Consider the following 16649-nt stretch of genomic DNA (forward strand, 5'->3'; position numbering starts at 1 on the left):
ACGGTCCGTCAGCCCCGCCCACCGAGACGCTAGTCGAACCGGCCCGCGGTGTGATAGGCTGCCGTGCCCCGCGAGAAACCCCTCAAAATCCCCTACGGGTCTCCCCCCGCCCGGCGGTGGGACGCCCCTCGATATCGACCCGCAAGTCAACCCAGCCAGTTAAATTTCCCGAGGTACCCGCCATGTCCACCGTGTCCGTCGCCCAGATGAAGAGTTGGTGCGAGAAGATCGTCAAAGGCCGTGAGGCCGCGCCCGACCTGACGCTGGGCGACTACCTGTCGGCGGTCCCGTCGCTGGACTCGCTGTCGGACGTGCCGGCCGGCACGGTGGTGCTGGTCCGCGGCGACGTCGACGCCAAGCCGGGCGCCTCGGTCGGTGAGGGCGACATCCGCCTCCGCTCGATGGTCGAGACCCTCAAGTACGGCATCGCGAAGGGCTGGAAGCAGGTCGTGTTCGGCCACATCGGTCGCGAGCCCGAGAAGAGCCTGGACAAGGTCGCCAAACGGCTGGGCGAGCTGCTCGGCCAGGAGGTCCCGCTGATCAAGGACTGGGTGGACACCGACGCGAACGAGATCAAGCTGGCCGCCGCCGAGGCCGTCAAGGCCGCCGAGCCGGGCTCGGTCGTCGTGCTCGAGAACACCCGCGCGTACGACATCGAGCGCGTGCTGTGGAAGGCCAAGGTCGAAGAGCTCGAAGCCCTGGCGCCGAAGCTGGCCGCGTTCGCCAACAGCATCGCCGAGCACCTGACCAACGTCTACGTCAACGAGGCGTTCAGCGCCGGCAGCCTCGACGTCTCGAGCGTGGTCGTGCCGGCCGTGATGGACCGCGTCGCGCTCGGCAAGTACGCCGCCGGCGAGTTCAACGGCCCAATGCAGAAATGCCTAAAGACCGACCTGGCCGTCTTCTCCGGCATCAAGATCGACAAGCTCGACGACATGGAGGCGATGATCGCCCGCGGCACGATTAAGCAGATCTTCGCGTCCGGATCGTTGGCGATGGCGATCCGCAAGGCGATCGGCATGCTGGACAACGAGCCGGTCTGCCTGGGCGCGGCCGAGGACCCCGCCAATAGCGGCGCCCCGTGGTACATCCCCCCCGCCCGCGTCGAGCAGGCCAAGGCGATCGTGGCCGACGGCCGCGAGAAGGGCATCACCTTCACGGTGCCGGTCGACTCGGTGATCGAGGACGGCTCTGCCAAGGACACCCTGACGCCTTCCGACCAGCAGCTCGACATCGGCCCGAAGTCGATCGAGCACTTCCACAACGGCGTGGGCGACTTCATCGAGAAGAACGCCAGCGGCGGCGCGGTCGCCTTCCACAACGGCGTGTTTGGCATGTTCGAGGACCCCAAGTTCGAGGCCGGCACCAAGGCCTGGATTCCCGAGCTCAAGCGGATGAAGGACGCCGGCGTCGAGGTGTACGTCGGCGGCGGCGAGGGGGGCAAGGCGCTCGACAAGTACGGCGAGCCCGACTGGGTCACCCACTGCTTCACCGCCGGCGGCACCGTGCTGAACGCGCTGGGCTCCGAGCCGGTCCCGTACCTGGTCGCCCTGAAGATGGCGGCTGAGAAGTAGTAGGTGCGGGCTGCCAGCGTCCAACGCCCGATTCGCCCTCGCGGCGGGTTTAGGTGTACAATAAGACAGAGCCAGCGGCTCCTGCCGCTGGCTCTGTCGTTGCGCCGATTGCCGACTCTTCCAGCAAAGGAGGAAGTGGTGAGCACTTCTCATTCGCCCGACACCGGCTCGTCCGCCGAGCTGTTTGTCGCGTCCCCGACGCCGAACGCCGCCCCGTCGACCGACGGCGCCGTGGTGCTGCGCAGCGTTTCGTGGCGCCAGTACGAGTCGCTGCTCGAGGTCTTCGACAACCAGTCGCTGAGGCACACCTACGACTCCGGGAGGCTCGAGCTGATGTCGCCTACCCTGACGCACGACTGGGAGAAGCACCTGCTGGCTCGGCTGCTCGACCGCATGGCGGAAGAGCTCGGCGTCGAGACCAAGGGGATCGGCTCCACGACCCTCCGGCTCGCTTCGCAGGAAATCGGCGTCGAGCCCGACGAGTGCTTCTACATCGCCAATGAACCCGCCATGCGGGCGCGCGGCGGGCGGGGCGACAAGCTGGACCTTGCCAACGACCCGCCCCCCGACCTGGCCATCGAAATCGACGTCACTAGCAGCAGCCTACCGCGCCTGCCCGTGTTCGCGGCCATCGGCGTCCCAGAGGTATGGCGGCTCGAGGAGTCCGGCCTGCAGTTCCTGCGGTTGGTAGAGGGTGGGTACCAGGCGTGCGGCCACAGCGTCGCGTTCCCGTTCCTCCCCGTGGGTGTCCTGCAAGAGCTCGTGCAGAACAAGCATGGCCACAGCGAGCTGCAGCTCGTCAAGCAGTTCACCGCCTGGGTGCGTGAGCATGCCGGCGACTGACCCGGGTCGGGCGCCGTTCTGGCGTTTCTCGCTGCGCGGGCTGCTAGCGCTGATAGCGGCGGAGTCGGCGCTGTTGGCGTCGGTCGTGTACTCGCAGTCCTTCCGCCACACGAGCGACCTCGTCGCCATCCCGATTGTGGCCGCAACAGTCTTGCTTGCTGGCGTGCTAACTCGCCGTTGGGAAGTCTCAGTAGTGCTGGTGCTGTTTGCCGCTTGGTCCTCCTAAGCGCTTGGCCCGCGCATGAACTGGGACGGCGGCTACCTCGAGGCGCAGTTCGCGATCTCGGTGCGCGACAACGCCGGGCGCCCCATCGAGGGCGCCACGCTGCAGGTATTCAACGAGGATGACACTCCGCACACTAGGCGGCTGGTTGGCGACAATACCACCGACACCAACGGTCAGATGACCTTGGTCAGCCCCGGATCTGGCTTCGGCGGCCAGAGCTGGTTCCTGTTCATGCTCGTGCCGATCGGCGCCCACTCCCCCCAGCCCTACGTAGTCCTATCACACCCCGATTTCGAGCAGCAGAGCTACAACTACCACCGTTTAGCGAACGTCGACGATCTAGATTGGGAGGCCGGCGAGTATGTTCTCGTCGATGCAGAGATGCAGGCGGCCGACCGACTGCTGCACCGTGGAATCGGTGACCAACTGCCGGTCGTTCGCCGAGAGTTCGTCATGACGCGCCGGCGCTAGAGCCGCGGCGGCGGGCGGCTCGTTTTGCGTTCAATCGCCCCCTACGTTGCGTTCACGAAACCGCAGCGAAGCACGCCGGCTGGTAGAATAGGTGCTTGGCGCCACGCCGCCACGCCTTGCTCCTCTGCTACCGGAACGCTCGCCATCATGGCCCCCCGCCTGTCTGGACTGCTGCTGATCGTCGCCGTGTCGCTGACCGCTGGTTGGACCGGCGGCGCGGAGTTCTACGTCTCGCCCAGCGGGATCGACGCCAACCCGGGCACGCTCTCCTCACCGTTCGGCAGCCTCGCCCGGGCGCAGCAGGCGGTCTCGCCGGGCGACACGGTCTGGATCCGCGGCGGCGACTACAACTTCGTCGCGGGGCAGGGCGCCAGCGAGTACGGCGTGCTGTTTAACAAGAGCGGCAACGCCCGCAACCCCATCAAGTACTGGGCCTACCCGGGCGAGACGCCGGCCTTCGACTTCAGCGAGTACCTGCCGACCGAGCGGATCCGCGGCTTCAGCGTCCAGGCCGACTACCTGCACTTCAAGGGGATCGAGCTCCGCGGCGTGCAGCAGACCATCACCAACGTCAACGAGTCGTGGGGCATCCGCGTCGAGGGCGCCGGCGGCGACTTCAACATCTTCGAGCAGCTCAACCTGCACCACAACGAGGGGCCCGGCCTGTTCATCGCCAACGGCGGCCACAACCTGGTGCTCAACTCCGACTCGCACCACAACTACGACCCCGACCGCGGCGGCGAGAACGCCGACGGCTTCGGCAGCCACAGCAACGACGACGGCAACACCTTCATCGGCGCCCGCGCCTGGGAGAACAGCGACGACGGCTACGACTTCATCAACTCCGACGGCCGCGTCGAGCTGATCGGCTCCTGGGCGTGGCGTAACGGCTTCATCCCCGACACCAACACCGCCGCCGGCAACGGGGCCGGCATCAAGGCGGGCGGGTTCCTGCTCGACTCCAGCCGCTTCCCCGACCCCGAGGACGTGCCGACCAACCTGGTGCAGGGCAACCTGTCGTTCGACAACCGCGTGCAGGGGTTCTACGCCAACCACCACCCGGGCGGCATCGACTGGGTCAACAACACCGCCTTCGACAACCCGCGCGGCTTCGACCTGCTGAACGACGTCGACCCCGCCAACTGGCCGGCCGACCACTACCTCCGCAACAACATCGCCTACGCCAACAACTCCGACCTGGCGAACGCCAACCACAGCCTGATCGACGACGAGGCCAACAGCTGGAACCTGCCCAACGGGCTCTCGTCGCAGGACTTCCTGAGCCTCGCCCCGACCGGCGTCGACGGGCCCCGCCAGGCCGACGGCGGGCTGCCGGTGCTCGACTTCCTCCGCCTGGCCAGCGGCAGCGGCCTGGTCGACGCCGGACAGGACGTTGGGCTCGACTTCAACGGCCTGGCGCCCGACCTGGGCGCCTTCGAGAGCGGCTATGCCGGCGACTTCAACGCCGACGGCCTGGTCGACGCCGCCGACTACGTGGTCTGGCGTGACAATCTCGGCACGGTGTTCTCGCTGGGTGACCTCCAGGCGTGGGTCGCGAACTACGGCTGGAGCGACGCGACGTCCGCACCCCAAACGGTCCCCGAACCGGGTGTTGCGATGCTGCTCGCTCTGGTGGCGCTGCTGACGAGCCGGCGCAAGCCCGCCCGTTAGTCGGCCGAGGTAGATGCGGCCTCACAACTCTTCGTAGTGCACCGAAACTGGTCACGGGCAATTCGCCGCGACCAGATACAGAAAGATGAGATCCATGTGGGGTGCTCCCCGTTGCGTAAGACCGCATGCAATGGAATAATTAATGCGCGTCTGTGGAATCTCTTGCGACTGCCCGGGTCTGGCGCAACCTCGCCGGAGCGAAACGCATCGGCAACCACACGCCGGTAAACATCCTGGAGTCTGAGTATGGCGGCCCAAATCTCGCTCGCGTTGTTGCTAGCGATTTCGTTTGCACAAGTCTCTTCCGCATTTCCCGTACGCACGGTCGCCCTGACCGGCGCTCAAGCGCCCGGAGCCCTTGAGGGTTGGCGCTACTCGAATATGTCTCAACCGGCTATCAACGCCGTCGGCGAGGTGGCCTTCTCCGGGTTCGCACGTTCACCCGGAGCGAATCCAACCTTTCGTTCCGGCAAGTGGAGCGAAGGTGGGGGCAGTCTCCACAAGATATTCCTGGAAGGCGATCCGGCCCCAGGAGTCTCGCCGCCGGATCGATTTGAACTCGGGTCCGCGACCAGAATCAATCTCGCTGGACAGTCCGCGCTATCTGTCGGTCTGTCCGACTCGAACGCTTTGTACTTGGAAGAGAACGGAACTCTAACCCTTCTCGTCCGTACGGGACAGGCCGCCCACGGCTTGGCCCCTGACGTCAGCTACTCTCGGGTAGGGCAGAGTCCCGTCGTCGATGATCGCGGGCATGTCACCTTCGCGATGCTCCTGGACGTGCCCGGACTTTTCAATGCCGCCGGCATTTGGAGCAACCGCAGCGGGGAGATCGCTCCAGTAGTCGTGGGCTACACTCTACCTTCGCCGCCGCCAACCGCGATCAGCGGCGTCGACTCGTTCCGGATGAACGGCTCGGGGGAGCTCGCTTACCTCGTGCAATACGGCAATGGACAGGTCACCGGCGTCAGGGCCGAAGGCGACGGCGTTACCTTTGAGATCGCTCAAACCGGACTCCCGGCGGCGGGCTTCCCAGACGGGTATTCTTACGCGAGGCTCGACGGTCCCACGATCAATGACGCGGGTCACGTGGCGTTCACCGGCGGGCTGACCGGGCCCAGCATCGACCCTTCTAACGACAAGGCCATCTGGGAGGGAGGCCCCGATGGACTGCGGGTCGTGAGTCAACTCGGCGCCCAAGCGCCGGGCGCCGACTCAGCCGCAAACTTCTCCAGGTTCTACTGGACAAACCTCAACGGCGAAGGGGGAGTTACATTCGTAGCAAGCCTCACCGGGCCGAGTGTGACAGAGAACGACGATGTCGGGCTCTGGTCGGAAGTCGACTCTGAACTAAAGCTGATCGTCCGAGAAGGTGAGCCTGCGCCCGGCGCTCCCCTCGGCGCCACATTTGGTTCGCTCTCTCCCAATTTCTTGAGCAACTTCGTTCCCCACTCCAACGCACGAGGTCAGGTTGCCTTTACCGCCCCGCTCACGGGAGCGGACATCACACCCGAGAACGACCAGGGCTTATGGGTGACCAACCTCGCTGGCGAGCCCCAGCTCGTTGTCTGCGAAGGCGATCTCTTCGATGTAAACGACGACCCGCTCATCAACGATTTTCGCACCATCTCACGAGTCGCTATCAACAACATCACCAGCAGCGGCGGTGAAGACGGCTTGGGGTCGGCGCTGAATGCCTCGGGCCAGCTTACCATGTACCTGAGTTTCACCGACTTCTCAGCGGGAATCTTCGTCGTTGAAACGTTGGTCCCAGAGCCTTCCTCGGCCGCGACGTCGATCCTGACGTTGGCGCTACTGGCCGCGGTCCGCCGTCGACAGCCAGCCTAGCCTCTGCGCTACGTACTTGGTGATGCTTGATGGTCGGCTGCCTGGGCGGGCGGACGAGCGCGACCGCCGCGTTAGCAGGGTTGGGGGTTGTCCTCCTCCCACCGCTTGCTGCAGACTAATTGGTACGGCGCAAGGGCGCTGTATTTCGCCCCCAGAGCTTTAACGCCTATGGACCCCTCGGCTACCCCACTCCGCGACACGCTAGCTGTCGAGCGGACCCGCCTGGCCAACGAGCGGACGCTGCTCGCCTACGTGCGGACCGCCATCATGCTGGCCGCCACCGGCGCGACGCTGGTCACGCTGTACGACGACATGCCGACCCGCGTTGTCACCGGCTGGACGCTGATACTCGCGGGGGCGGTGGTTGGCGGGGTCGGCTTTGGGCGGTTCCGCCGCGTCGGTCGGCGGCTGGCCGGATCGTAGCCGCTTACCCCCGCCCGCGCCGGCGCCGACAGAGCGGTTCGTTCAACCGCTGTCGCAACCGGCCAGCGGAGGTCCTGCTAGGTCCGGCATTAATGTCAGCCTAGGAATAGAAGAAAGGCGGCGCTCCAACGAAGAAAACGCCGCTTTTTAATTTCCGCTGAGAGCGGTCGCCCCCGCACCTCTGCCCCGTCTAGCAGCCAACCGTCCGGCGGCGGCGGGCGGCCAGGCCGGCGGCCGCGGTTAGCAGGACCAGGGCGCCCGGTTCGGGGGCCGCGATCGACGCCGCGGCGACTCCGTAGTCCGTGCCGTAGTTATCCTTCCAGAGCTGCAGGTCCTTGGCGTCGACGCCGTCGAGGCCATCGCCGTTGAAACCGATGGCGGTCTCGTCGGCGTCGCCGGAGTTGTCACGCCACAGCGTGTAGTCGGCCGCGTCGACCAGACCATCGGCGTTGAAGTCGCCGGCGGCGCTAGGCGCGACATCCGGCTCGAGAGCCAGCAGCCCGTCGAACACCTGCAGGTTGTCGAAGATGCTGAACGAGAAGTTCGGGTCGACCGTGACCGACGACGACAGGTCCGACATCAGCAGCGCGATCTGGTTCCCCAGTGGGATGGGGGCAACCTCCGGGTTGGCGTTGTTGCTGTTGTCGACGGTCCCAATCGCCAGCACCCTGCCAGAGGAGGCGCTCTTCATCGAGAACCTCGCGAAGCCGACGTCGGACGTCAGGCCGGCCGGGCCGATCGAATCCGTATCGACCTCGATGTTGACAGTCATCCACTGGAAACCGGCCGCGCCGGCCTGGTTGACGCCGGTCGACCCCTGCGTTGGGACGGCGGTCGCGATATCAATCTCCGGGAACGCCTCGAGGATGAGCGGGTTGGTGTGGTTGCGAGACCCGGCGGTCGTGCCGAGGTCGTACCCGCCGTCCTCGGACTGCAGCTCGACCTCGTTCTGGTACAGCCGGTAGTCCAGCGAGGAGTCGGCGTCGGACGAGTACATGAACGACGCCCCGAACGGTCCGGACAAGAGCGCGTCGTGCCCCACCGACGCGCCAACAAACTCCGTGGTGCCCTGCCCGATCGTGCCGTTGTCGGGCGCCCAGTTCGCCCAGATGTCGACACGCACCGTGTACTCGGTCGGCAGCGAGGCGACCGACGTGAACACGCCGATGGTCTCGGAACCGGGAGAGGCGTCGCCGTTGTTGACCTCGAGCTTCAGACCGATCGAGTCGCTGCCGTTCGGGGCGAGGGGGAGTCCCTTAGTGGAGTAGTCGAAGCCAAAGGCGAACGACGCGTCGTTTGTTTGCTTGGTGGTCCAGTTGGCGCCGCTGCTGAGGCTGTCCGTGTAGATTTGAGCGGAGGCTGCCGAGGCGAAGCAACCGGCGACGACGAGGGCAGGAACGCCAATCAGAAGTCGGCAAATGCGCATAGTGATCCTGGGCTGACTGATGTAGGTGGTCTGATTCGCGTGCGGCGTAGGCCGCGGGACGCACTACATTCGGGGGAGGGAATCGCCTGAATCCGTCGAGTGCTCTGCATGATAGACGGACATCCGAGCGGGCCCGCTCCCCCTGCGGCTAGAAAAGAATCTTCTGCGCAATCGAGCGTCCGGAATCGCTCCTCGCCCCCGGGGAAGTCGGCTTAGCACGGCCCGCCACGGACTAGACAGCCCTTGCGCAGCCAACATGCGGCCGACCGCGTTCGCTGATTGCGTCGCACATCCTGGGCCCGGGCGTGGGACGTCTGATTGACGCCGATCCGGCTGCAGGAGTACACTCCCGGCGCTTTCCAAGATCTACTAGATCCTCCTCCTCCCCGAGTTGTCCTCATGAAGCCGTCGCTTGCCGCTGGGGTTTGCTTTGTTCTTTCAATGACGCTCGGAAGTGGACCTGCGAGTGCAGCCCCGATCGCCTGGACCGACTGGGTGTTCTCGAATTTTCCCGTCTCGGCAACCGGGCAGATCACGGTCGGGGCCGAGGTGGTCCAGGTCACCTACACCGACGGCGCCGGCGGCGCGTCGTTCATCCAGACCGGCCCGGGGACCGATTTCTGGCTGCCCGACGCGCCGTACCTGTCGACCCAAGTCGACAACGCGCCGGTTGGCCCCGACATTGTCGCCCTATTCTTTGGCGGCACGGTTTCGGTTAACTTCTCCAAGCCGGTCGTCGACCCGCTGATTGCCTTGGTGAGCTGGAACAACAACGTGGTCGAGTTTGGTGAGCCGATCGAGGTCCTCAGCTCTGGGCCAGGCTACTGGGGCAACGGCTCATTCTCGGTGAACGGCGGTGGCACCGGCTTCACCGGCGTCGGCGAGCTGCACGGCGTGATCCGCCTGCCGGGCGTGCACAGTTCGTTCAGCTTCACCCATACCACCGAAGACTGGCACGGCTTCACGGTCGGCGCGGTCGATATTGTGCCGGCGCCTGGTGCGGCGTTGCTATCGCTTGTCCCGCTAGCGATGCTTTTACGGAGGCAAGCAGGCCGCTCCGCCTAGTCTGCAGGCCGCTGCATGAGGTGATTGGTAAAACCAGCCGCGACCAGCGACCGCCACGCGGTCGTGATCGCATCCGGGAACACGTGCGGCGCCTGGTAGCCCCGCGCAGGGTACTCGACGATCCGCTCGTAGTCGCCGACCATCTCGTCGATCGTGCCCAGCACGCCGACAATCTGCGACGCGTCGGCCGGAAAGTGCAGCGGCGGGGAGTCGACAAACGCCGTGACGGCCGGCCACTGCGCCTGAGCCGTCAGCCGCACCCGCAGCACCGAGTTCGGCTTGGTGATCAACGTCACGCGCCGCAGCTCGGGCAGCAGTCGCTTGGCGAACGTGATGTTCTCGCCAAAGTTGGTCGCCTCGCGTTCCAGACGAATGCATTGGGGATCGATGCCGTTCTCGATTGCCTGGTCGCGGAACACGTCGGCCTCCGGCCTCGACCACAGGTGCCTGGTCCAGTTGCCGGTGTTCCCCGACAGCACCAATAGCGGCGCCAAGCCGTCGTTGATGAGCCCGCACGCGTAGTCGCAGACCCGCAGGTCGTACGAGCAGCAGACCACCACGGCGTCGCACGGGCCGCGAGAGCGGCCGGCGGCGTAGTAGTTCCAGAGCTGCTGAGCGGCGGTAATGACCCGAGAGTTCACGCGACAACTTGGTGCTTGGCAAAGTCGTATGCGACTATGATGGGGCGAACGGGGGTCAAGCGTAGCGTCTCCACCAAGGCCGACGCTACCGCAGTTCGAGCGATTAGAGAGCGAACCGCCAATGCGTGACGAAACACTGACGCTCGAACAACGGCGCCGGCTCGGCTCAGCCGAGCGGCTCAAGCTCGACCGGCTGCCGTGGTGGGTGCACGCCGTGGGGCTCGGGGCGCCGCTGCTGGTGCTGCTGTTCTTCGTGGGCGTGTTCCTCGCCTACCGTGATGTGCCGGTGTGGGACAACTGGCGGCCGGCCGGGGAACTCGACAACCCGCAGTACAACGAGCGGATCTACCGCGACAGCGTCGTCCGCACGCGGATGAACACCTGGTCGAACGTCGGCTACCTAGGGTTCGGCTGCTACGCCATCGCCTTGGCGATCCACGACTGGCAGACGCGGCGGCCGCTCGAGCGGGGCTACCTGGCGCACGCCCCGGTGCAGAGCCTGTTGTTCGGCGTGGCGGGCGTGTACCTCGGACTCGGCAGCGGGTTCTTCCACGCCTCGCTGACGCGGTGCGGGCAGCAGTGCGACGTCGGCGGCATGTACGCCACGATGATCTGCATGGCCGGCATCGCGCTGGGGAGCTGGCTGCCGCGGCTGGAAGAACCGTGGGGCCGCCGCTGGCTGCCGACCTGGCCCGTGCTCGCCGTGGCGATCGTGTACGGCTCGGCGTACTTCACCTACTACAAGTGGGACTACTCGTTCGGCAAGATCTCGACCTACCTCGGAGCGGTGCTGTGGGCGTTCGCCGCAGTCAGCCTGCTGCAGCCGGGCAAGCGCCTGCAGCTCCGCTGGTTCGTCGCCGCGTTCGCCGCAATCGTTATCGGCTCGGAGATCCGCGACCTCGACATCGAGGGCCGCTTCAGCAGCCCCGACTCAATCTTCCAGGGCCACGCCGTGTGGCACCTGGTGTCGTGCTTGTTGTACGTGTTTATGTTCTGCTACTTCCGGTCGGAAGAACGGGCGAGCTCAACCACATAGCGTGGGCCGCCAGGGCTGCTGACGATGCACAACTTCAGCAACACTATTGACAGTCCCAGCGCCTAGCAACCTCGTAGCCATCAATGTCCTGAATCAGTTCGAACCATGACAGACTTCCCGAGAGACCGCTATTGCCCGGAAGCCTTCGTGTCGGCGTTCGAAAGCAGCGCCGCCATCACAAACGCGGATCCGCCCTACTACTCCTTTGCCATTGGTGACGAGATCATTGAGGTGCACTTTCCAGAGCGATTCATGGAAGATCTTACTCCCAAGGATCTGTCTATGGCACGCAGCGCGCTACAAAATGTGCGGGCGATGGACAATCTCGTTCAAGAGACCTGCGAGCGTGACTTCAATCGGTCGGAATACGACGTAAGCCAATTCTTGTTTCGCATCGCGTACTTCGAGATACGCGGTGGCGGGACTGCATTATGCTACTGGGGAACCGCGGTGAATACTGAGTGGGAAGCTACTTTCGCACCTACCAGCACGGGAGTATGGCGGCCGATCGGCAACTGGTGTTGAATCACAAGAACGAGCGTGGGCCGCTAGGCCCGACCTGCTCCCAACCCACTATCACCCATCCGACATCCCTTCCGCTGGAATCACTCGTCTCTCAACAGCCCAAGAAACGCACCAAAGCTCGGGGCGACAAACTTGATGCAATCGTCTCGCATCCGCTCCCAGGCACGCCGCGACACGCCCGGCAGAGCATTGATATCCTTGTAGAGCACCTGACCGGCCTCTGGTCCTCGCAGCCGCAGCAGGAGCACGTCATCGCGGCAGCAACGGCCAATGATCAGCGTGTCTTCCGGCAACAGGCCGCGGAACTTGAACGCAGAGAATGCCAGACTCTGGTAGTCGGAAAACTCCGCGGGCTCTGCCACCCGCTCGTCGATCCAGCAGAACCAATCTACCCAAAATTCCGGATCCTCGCCGATCGAGAACATGTTGCTCGCCGGTCGACCCCCGTTGTGTGTTTGAAGGAACTCCCTGTAGTCGCTCGGCAGCTTGGCGCTCAACTGCTGCTCAAGTTCCCCGAGCTCGGCTTCGGACATGCCCGGTCGGCTGGCTTCGATTTCTGGATTGTCCATGGCTCTCTAGCCCGGCGTCCGTAGGCCGCCGGCTGTTGGGACTCGATTCAGCCGTTAACCCATCACGCTGGCCGCTTCATCAGCGACCTGCTTGGCCTCCTCGGCGGTCGCGGCTTCGCAGAAGATTCGCACGATTGGCTCGGTGTTGCTGGCGCGGACCAGGAGCCACTTCTTTTCGTCCTGCCAATCGAGCCGCAGGCCGTCGGTGCGGTCGGCGGCGGCGTCGGTGAAGTGGGCCGCGAGCGCGTCGAGGGCGGCGGGGATCTTGTCCCGCGTGACGGTGACCTTCGCCTTGTGGATGGCGTAACGGGGGAGCTCGTCGATCAGCTTGCTCAGCGGCTCGTCGCGCGTGGCCAGCGCCTCGAGCGTCAGGGCCATACCGATGAAGCTGTCGCGGACCGGGCCGATGCGGGGGTCGATCACGCCGCCGTTCCCCTCGCCGCCGATGATCGCCTGGACCTCGTTCATCTTGTTCACGACGTTCGCCTCGCCGACGGCCGAGTGGTGGAACGCGACCGCGTGCCGCTCGGCGATGTCCTGCGTCATGCGGCTGGTCGAGCAGTTGGTCACCACCGGGCCGGGGTCCCTGCTCAAGAGGTGCTCGACGCAGAGGGCGAGCGTGTACTCCTCGCCGACGTAGCGGCCGGTCTCGTCAATCAAGGCCAGCCGGTCGGCGTCGGGGTCCTGGCAGAAGCCGACCGCGGCGCCGAGCTCGGTCACCTTCGGCAACACACTCGACAGGTTCTCGGCGGTCGGCTCGGGCGTGTGGGCGAACTGGCCGTCGGGCTCGGCGCCGAGCACGGTCACCTCGCAGCCGAGCACCTCCAGCAGCGGCCGCCCGAGCACGGCGCCGGCGCCGTGGTTGGCGTCGAGCAGCACGCGGAACCGCTTCGAGCGGATCAGGTCGACGTCGACCGCGTCCTCGATCGCCATCAGGTGGGCGGTGACGGTGTTGTGGAGCGTTTCGACGGTAGCTGGCTCCTCGCCGATTCCTGGCCCACGGGGCGCGGCTGGGGCCTCGCCGGCCAGGTACCGCTGGCGGACTGCCTCGCCGGCCTCGGCGGGGATCACGCGGCCCTCGGCGCTGAACAGCTTGATGCCGTTGTACTCGGGCGGGTTGTGGCTGGCCGAGATCTGGAAGCCGCCGACGCACTGCTCGGCGCGGACCAGGATGCCGGTGGTCGGCGTGGCGGCCGGGCCGGCGTCGAGCACCGGGCGGCCGGCCGCGGTCAGCGCGGCGGCGATCGCCTCGGCCAGCATCGGCCCGTGGCTGCGGCCGTCGCGCGTGATGACGATCGGCCCGGGGGGCAGGGCGCCAGCAAACGCCAACGCGTAGCGGGCGGCGACCTCGGCGGTGAGCGACTGGCCGACAATGCCGCGGAGACCGGAAACGCTGATGATCAACTCGTCCATTGAGGTCCTGTTCGGGTTGCGGAAGCTAGGCAAGCGAGGCCTGATTGTCGCCCGGCAGGGCCGATGGTTCAATCGTGCCCCACCGCCGCCCGCGACGGCGCGAGCGGGGCCGAACAGCCGTGGCTTCTACGCACGTGTCACGACACGGCGAGCCGTCTTTACACCGCGGATTGGTAACTTCTTCGCCGCCGTGGAAACAATTACATGCCCGCCTGCCCGCAAGGTTTGCCCAGCCGCGCCGGTCAGATTCAGATTGCAGTGCGAAAAGTTTTTTGGCGCGTTTGGCGCCCCGTTCGCAATAGTGCCTGTCATGACCTCAGGAGGAGGTCGCCAACAACGCCAACGAGCGCGTGCCCTTAATCGACAAGGACGGAACCAAATGATGGACGCAGGAATCCTTAGCTGCCTTTCAATGCTCGCCTTCTTGCTGGTAGACACCTACCGCAACGGCGCCTAATACACCGCTATTCGCTCTCCACCCCAACTCCGCTTCAGGCTCCCACTCGCTACGCTTCATCGCTTTCCTTCGCGCACGCGGCCCCGTCCCAGTTGGCGGGGCCTGTGCGTGCGCGGGCGGAAAAACGGGGCGCCACTTCTCTATAGCTCTCTACAGCCGCCGTTGCGAGGTCGTCGGGACGCCGCTATGACTACGGCCCACGCTAGCAGGCCGAACGCCACCGGCTCGGGCGCCGCGGCAGCGACTGCCGCCGCGACCGGCGTCTGGTGGTCACGCCACAGCGTGTAGTCGCCCACATCGACGAGCCGGTCGCCGTTGCCATCGGCGGCCAGTGAATCGCCCCCGGCGCCGTACTGCTCACTCCACACCGCGTAGTCCAGTGCGTCGACGACGCCATCGTTGTTGTAGTCACCCGGCAGCGGCGGGGTTGCCAGGAACGCAAAGGTCACCTCGGCCGCGGTGTAGTCCGGCACTGGCTCGCCCGTGGCGTCGTAGCCGATGTACATGCGGTAGCTAGCGAACAGCTCTGACTCGCGCGGGCGCTCGATAGCGTAGAGGTTGTGCATCATCACGCCGCTCCACCGCCATCGCGGCGACGAGCCGTCCGTGCCGAAGATCGGCTTGCCAGTGTCCTGCTCGTACGCCCGAAGCCCGGGGGACGCGTCGAGTTGCTCGATCCAGAACCACGCGCCGACCGGCGGGTACGCGTCGACGCGGCTGAAGTTCCAGCCGTACTGTGAGTTGTACTGGCTGCCGTTAAGCATCCCCCACGTGCCCGCCGGGTCGAACTCGTCCGGCTCATTAAGCGCCCTCAACAGCGGGACCGGAACCGACTCGTCAATACGCACAGATAGCGTTGAACCATAGTAGGTGGTGTCGGCGTGCTTCATCGGCGCGGTGACCTGGGCCCCGCCGCGGAACGGCTGCACGTAGGACGCGGCGGCCGAGCCGGCGACCAACGTCAGCAACGACGCCGCTACGATTTTCTGCATGTCGTCCTCCTCTCGAGACAATCGGGCCCGCGGCGCCACGCCGCGACCGGTAGCAGGCCGCACAGCAGTAGCCCCGCCGCGGCAGGCTCCGGCGCAGGCACGACGAACGAAAAGGTTGTGGTCGCCGGCGTGATTCCCGCGAGCGGATCGCCGGTCGTGGCGTCGCCGAGGTAGACCTCGAACGACACGCTGTACGCGCCCGGCAGGTCGGCCACGTAGAGGTCGTGCTGCATGAACCGGTCCCACAGCCAGATGGCGCCGTCGGCGGCGTAGATCTCATTCATGGTCCAGCTCGCCATTGCGTTGCCCATGCCGCCTTCGTAAACGTGCAGCTCGGCGCCGGCAGGCGTGGTCGCGCCGGTACGCTTGATCCACACCTCGGCGCCTGCGGGAGGAACCAGCACGCCGTCGGGCAGCCAGCCGTGCTGGCTGTTGAAGTGCTTCCCCTCGAGCACATCGAACAACGCGTCGTAAGACTTCCCCACGCCCGAAGTCATCGTGACCGGCGACGCCGGCGGGGCGTCGAGGTGCACCGAGAGTGCGTCGCCCGCGTAGGCGACCAGGGCGTGCTTCATGCCGTTGTTGGCGAGGTTTGCGTCGCCGTTGGTCATAGGTGGCAACGGCGGCAGCTGGGCCGACGCGGCGGCCGCCCATAGCGTCGCCGCAAGGCAGACAAAATCCGTAGCAATCTTCATAGCAGCAGCCTTCTTAGATGTTTCTCGGATCGCTGAGCCGTGTGCGCCTACGGCAGGGCCGCGGCGCCGGGGTCCCAGCGGTCGAGCTGTTGGTCAATGGAAAACGTCTCTTCGAGCGCGTGGGGCGACACGTGCGCGTCGACCCACAGGAAGTTGCTCACGCTCTGGTGGCGGTCGGCGGCGACCTCCGGCTCTCCTCCGGTCAACCAGAAGTGGGCCATGATGTGGTCCGCCGTGCTGCCGGTGTCGAGCTCGCCCACCAGCACCGTGCGGCTGGTGGACGGGATGCTCCGCAGCTTGTGGTAGGTCGGCCCCTCGGCGGCCCCGTGGGCCGCGCCGCTCTCGCTCTTGGTCAGCTCGAGCCAGGCGTTCTTGCCGTAGCTCCACAGCCGGGCGTCGCCCCGCGTGTCCTCGGGACAGCGGTACGGGCCGAGCATCAGGGCGTCGGGCAACGCCCCCATCGCCGGTTCGTAGCTCGGCTCCAGGTACGGCCCAATCCGGGCGCCCCAGGTCAGCTCGCGGTGCGCGAACGCCGAGTGCGAGCTGCGTGGGAACCGGCCCTCGTTGGCCTCCAGGTACAGGTGGAACGCCAGGCCGATCTGCCTCTGGTTGTTGGCGCACGAGGTGCGCCGCGCGGCGGCGCGGGCCGCCTGGACCGCTGGCAGCAGGAGCGCAATCAACACGCCGATGATCGCGACCACCACCAGCAGCTCCACCAGGGTGAAGCCGCGTCGAGCTGTCATCGTAGGGTTCCCCTAGCGCGCACGGGCGCAG

At 65.9% G+C, this 16649-nt stretch carries 17 protein-coding genes; 10 read left to right on the forward strand and 7 right to left on the reverse strand.

The features are described from left to right. Positions 1-182: 182 nt before the first annotated feature. The 7 genes from pgk (at position 183) to Pla123a_RS18200 (ending at position 7056) form a co-directional block, all read left to right on the forward strand. The gene (gene pgk, locus Pla123a_RS18170; protein ID WP_197528092.1) at positions 183-1574 is read left to right on the forward strand and encodes a phosphoglycerate kinase; all 1392 of its coding nucleotides are present in this window, start codon (positions 183-185) and stop codon (positions 1572-1574) included. Positions 1575-1712: 138 nt separating this feature from the next. Then, positions 1713-2417, forward strand: coding sequence for a Uma2 family endonuclease (locus Pla123a_RS18175; RefSeq protein ID WP_197528093.1), 705 nt, complete (start codon positions 1713-1715; stop codon positions 2415-2417). Next, positions 2404-2643, forward strand: coding sequence for a hypothetical protein (locus Pla123a_RS18180; RefSeq protein WP_146589595.1), 240 nt, complete (start codon positions 2404-2406; stop codon positions 2641-2643). The genes Pla123a_RS18175 and Pla123a_RS18180 overlap by 14 nt, the downstream gene beginning before the upstream one ends. Before the next feature lie 15 nt (positions 2644-2658). Further along, on the forward strand, positions 2659-3114 hold the full coding sequence (locus Pla123a_RS18185) for a carboxypeptidase-like regulatory domain-containing protein (protein WP_146589596.1): 456 nt from the start codon (positions 2659-2661) through the stop codon (positions 3112-3114). 147 nt (positions 3115-3261) lie between these two features. Continuing rightward, a complete protein-coding gene (locus tag Pla123a_RS18190; protein WP_146589598.1) occupies positions 3262-4785 on the forward strand; it encodes a right-handed parallel beta-helix repeat-containing protein in 1524 nt (507 codons plus the stop codon). A 246-nt stretch (positions 4786-5031) separates the two neighbouring features. Continuing rightward, positions 5032-6633, forward strand: coding sequence for a DUF7453 family protein (locus tag Pla123a_RS18195; protein WP_146589600.1), 1602 nt, complete (start codon positions 5032-5034; stop codon positions 6631-6633). Between the two features lie 168 nt (positions 6634-6801). After that, positions 6802-7056, forward strand: a complete 255-nt coding sequence (locus Pla123a_RS18200; RefSeq protein ID WP_146589601.1) for a DUF202 domain-containing protein — start codon at positions 6802-6804, stop codon at positions 7054-7056. Between the two features lie 190 nt (positions 7057-7246). Here the strand turns inward: Pla123a_RS18200 and Pla123a_RS18205 are convergent, their stop codons facing one another. Next, on the reverse strand, positions 7247-8482 hold the full coding sequence (locus Pla123a_RS18205) for a PEP-CTERM sorting domain-containing protein (RefSeq protein WP_146589603.1): 1236 nt from the start codon (positions 8480-8482) through the stop codon (positions 7247-7249). A gap of 399 nt (positions 8483-8881) precedes the next feature. On the opposite strand from Pla123a_RS18205, the gene Pla123a_RS18210 reads away from it, so the two are divergent. After that, positions 8882-9547: a hypothetical protein gene (locus tag Pla123a_RS18210; RefSeq protein ID WP_146589605.1), complete on the forward strand. Its 666-nt coding sequence runs from the start codon at positions 8882-8884 to the stop codon at positions 9545-9547. Here the strand turns inward: Pla123a_RS18210 and Pla123a_RS18215 are convergent. Next, a complete protein-coding gene (locus Pla123a_RS18215) occupies positions 9544-10188 on the reverse strand; it encodes a YdcF family protein (RefSeq protein ID WP_146589607.1) in 645 nt (214 codons plus the stop codon). The two genes, Pla123a_RS18210 and Pla123a_RS18215, sit on opposite strands and share 4 nt — an antisense overlap. Before the next feature lie 121 nt (positions 10189-10309). Here Pla123a_RS18215 and Pla123a_RS18220 point away from each other — a divergent pair, with 121 nt between their 5' ends. Then, positions 10310-11224, forward strand: a complete 915-nt coding sequence (locus Pla123a_RS18220; RefSeq protein ID WP_146589609.1) for a ceramidase — start codon at positions 10310-10312, stop codon at positions 11222-11224. A gap of 105 nt (positions 11225-11329) precedes the next feature. Beyond that, positions 11330-11749 (forward strand): hypothetical protein, encoded by a 420-nt coding sequence (locus Pla123a_RS18225; RefSeq protein ID WP_146589611.1) that lies wholly within the window; start codon positions 11330-11332, stop codon positions 11747-11749. Between the two features lie 80 nt (positions 11750-11829). On the opposite strand, the gene Pla123a_RS18230 is transcribed toward Pla123a_RS18225, so the two are convergent. The 5 genes from Pla123a_RS18230 to Pla123a_RS25335 all read right to left on the reverse strand — a co-directional run bounded on the left by Pla123a_RS18230 (position 11830) and on the right by Pla123a_RS25335 (position 16618). Further along, the gene (locus Pla123a_RS18230) at positions 11830-12282 is read right to left on the reverse strand and encodes an SMI1/KNR4 family protein (RefSeq protein ID WP_197528094.1); all 453 of its coding nucleotides are present in this window, start codon (positions 12280-12282) and stop codon (positions 11830-11832) included. 90 nt (positions 12283-12372) lie between these two features. Next, a complete protein-coding gene (glmM, locus tag Pla123a_RS18235) occupies positions 12373-13731 on the reverse strand; it encodes a phosphoglucosamine mutase (protein WP_146589614.1) in 1359 nt (452 codons plus the stop codon). A 597-nt stretch (positions 13732-14328) separates the two neighbouring features. Continuing rightward, positions 14329-15180 (reverse strand): hypothetical protein, encoded by an 852-nt coding sequence (locus tag Pla123a_RS18240; protein WP_146589616.1) that lies wholly within the window; start codon positions 15178-15180, stop codon positions 14329-14331. Further along, positions 15165-15875 carry a hypothetical protein gene (locus tag Pla123a_RS18245; RefSeq protein WP_146589618.1) on the reverse strand — a complete coding sequence of 237 codons (711 nt, stop codon included), beginning with the start codon at positions 15873-15875 and terminating at the stop codon, positions 15165-15167. The genes Pla123a_RS18240 and Pla123a_RS18245 overlap by 16 nt, the downstream gene beginning before the upstream one ends. Positions 15876-15922: 47 nt before the next feature. Next, entirely contained in the window at positions 15923-16618 is a 696-nt protein-coding gene (locus Pla123a_RS25335; protein ID WP_146589620.1) for a DUF1559 family PulG-like putative transporter, read from the reverse strand. Between the last annotated feature and the right edge of the window lie 31 nt (positions 16619-16649).

Origin of the sequence: Posidoniimonas polymericola (assembly GCF_007859935.1) — a bacterium.
Taxonomy (GTDB): Bacteria; Planctomycetota; Planctomycetia; order Pirellulales; family Lacipirellulaceae; genus Posidoniimonas; species Posidoniimonas polymericola.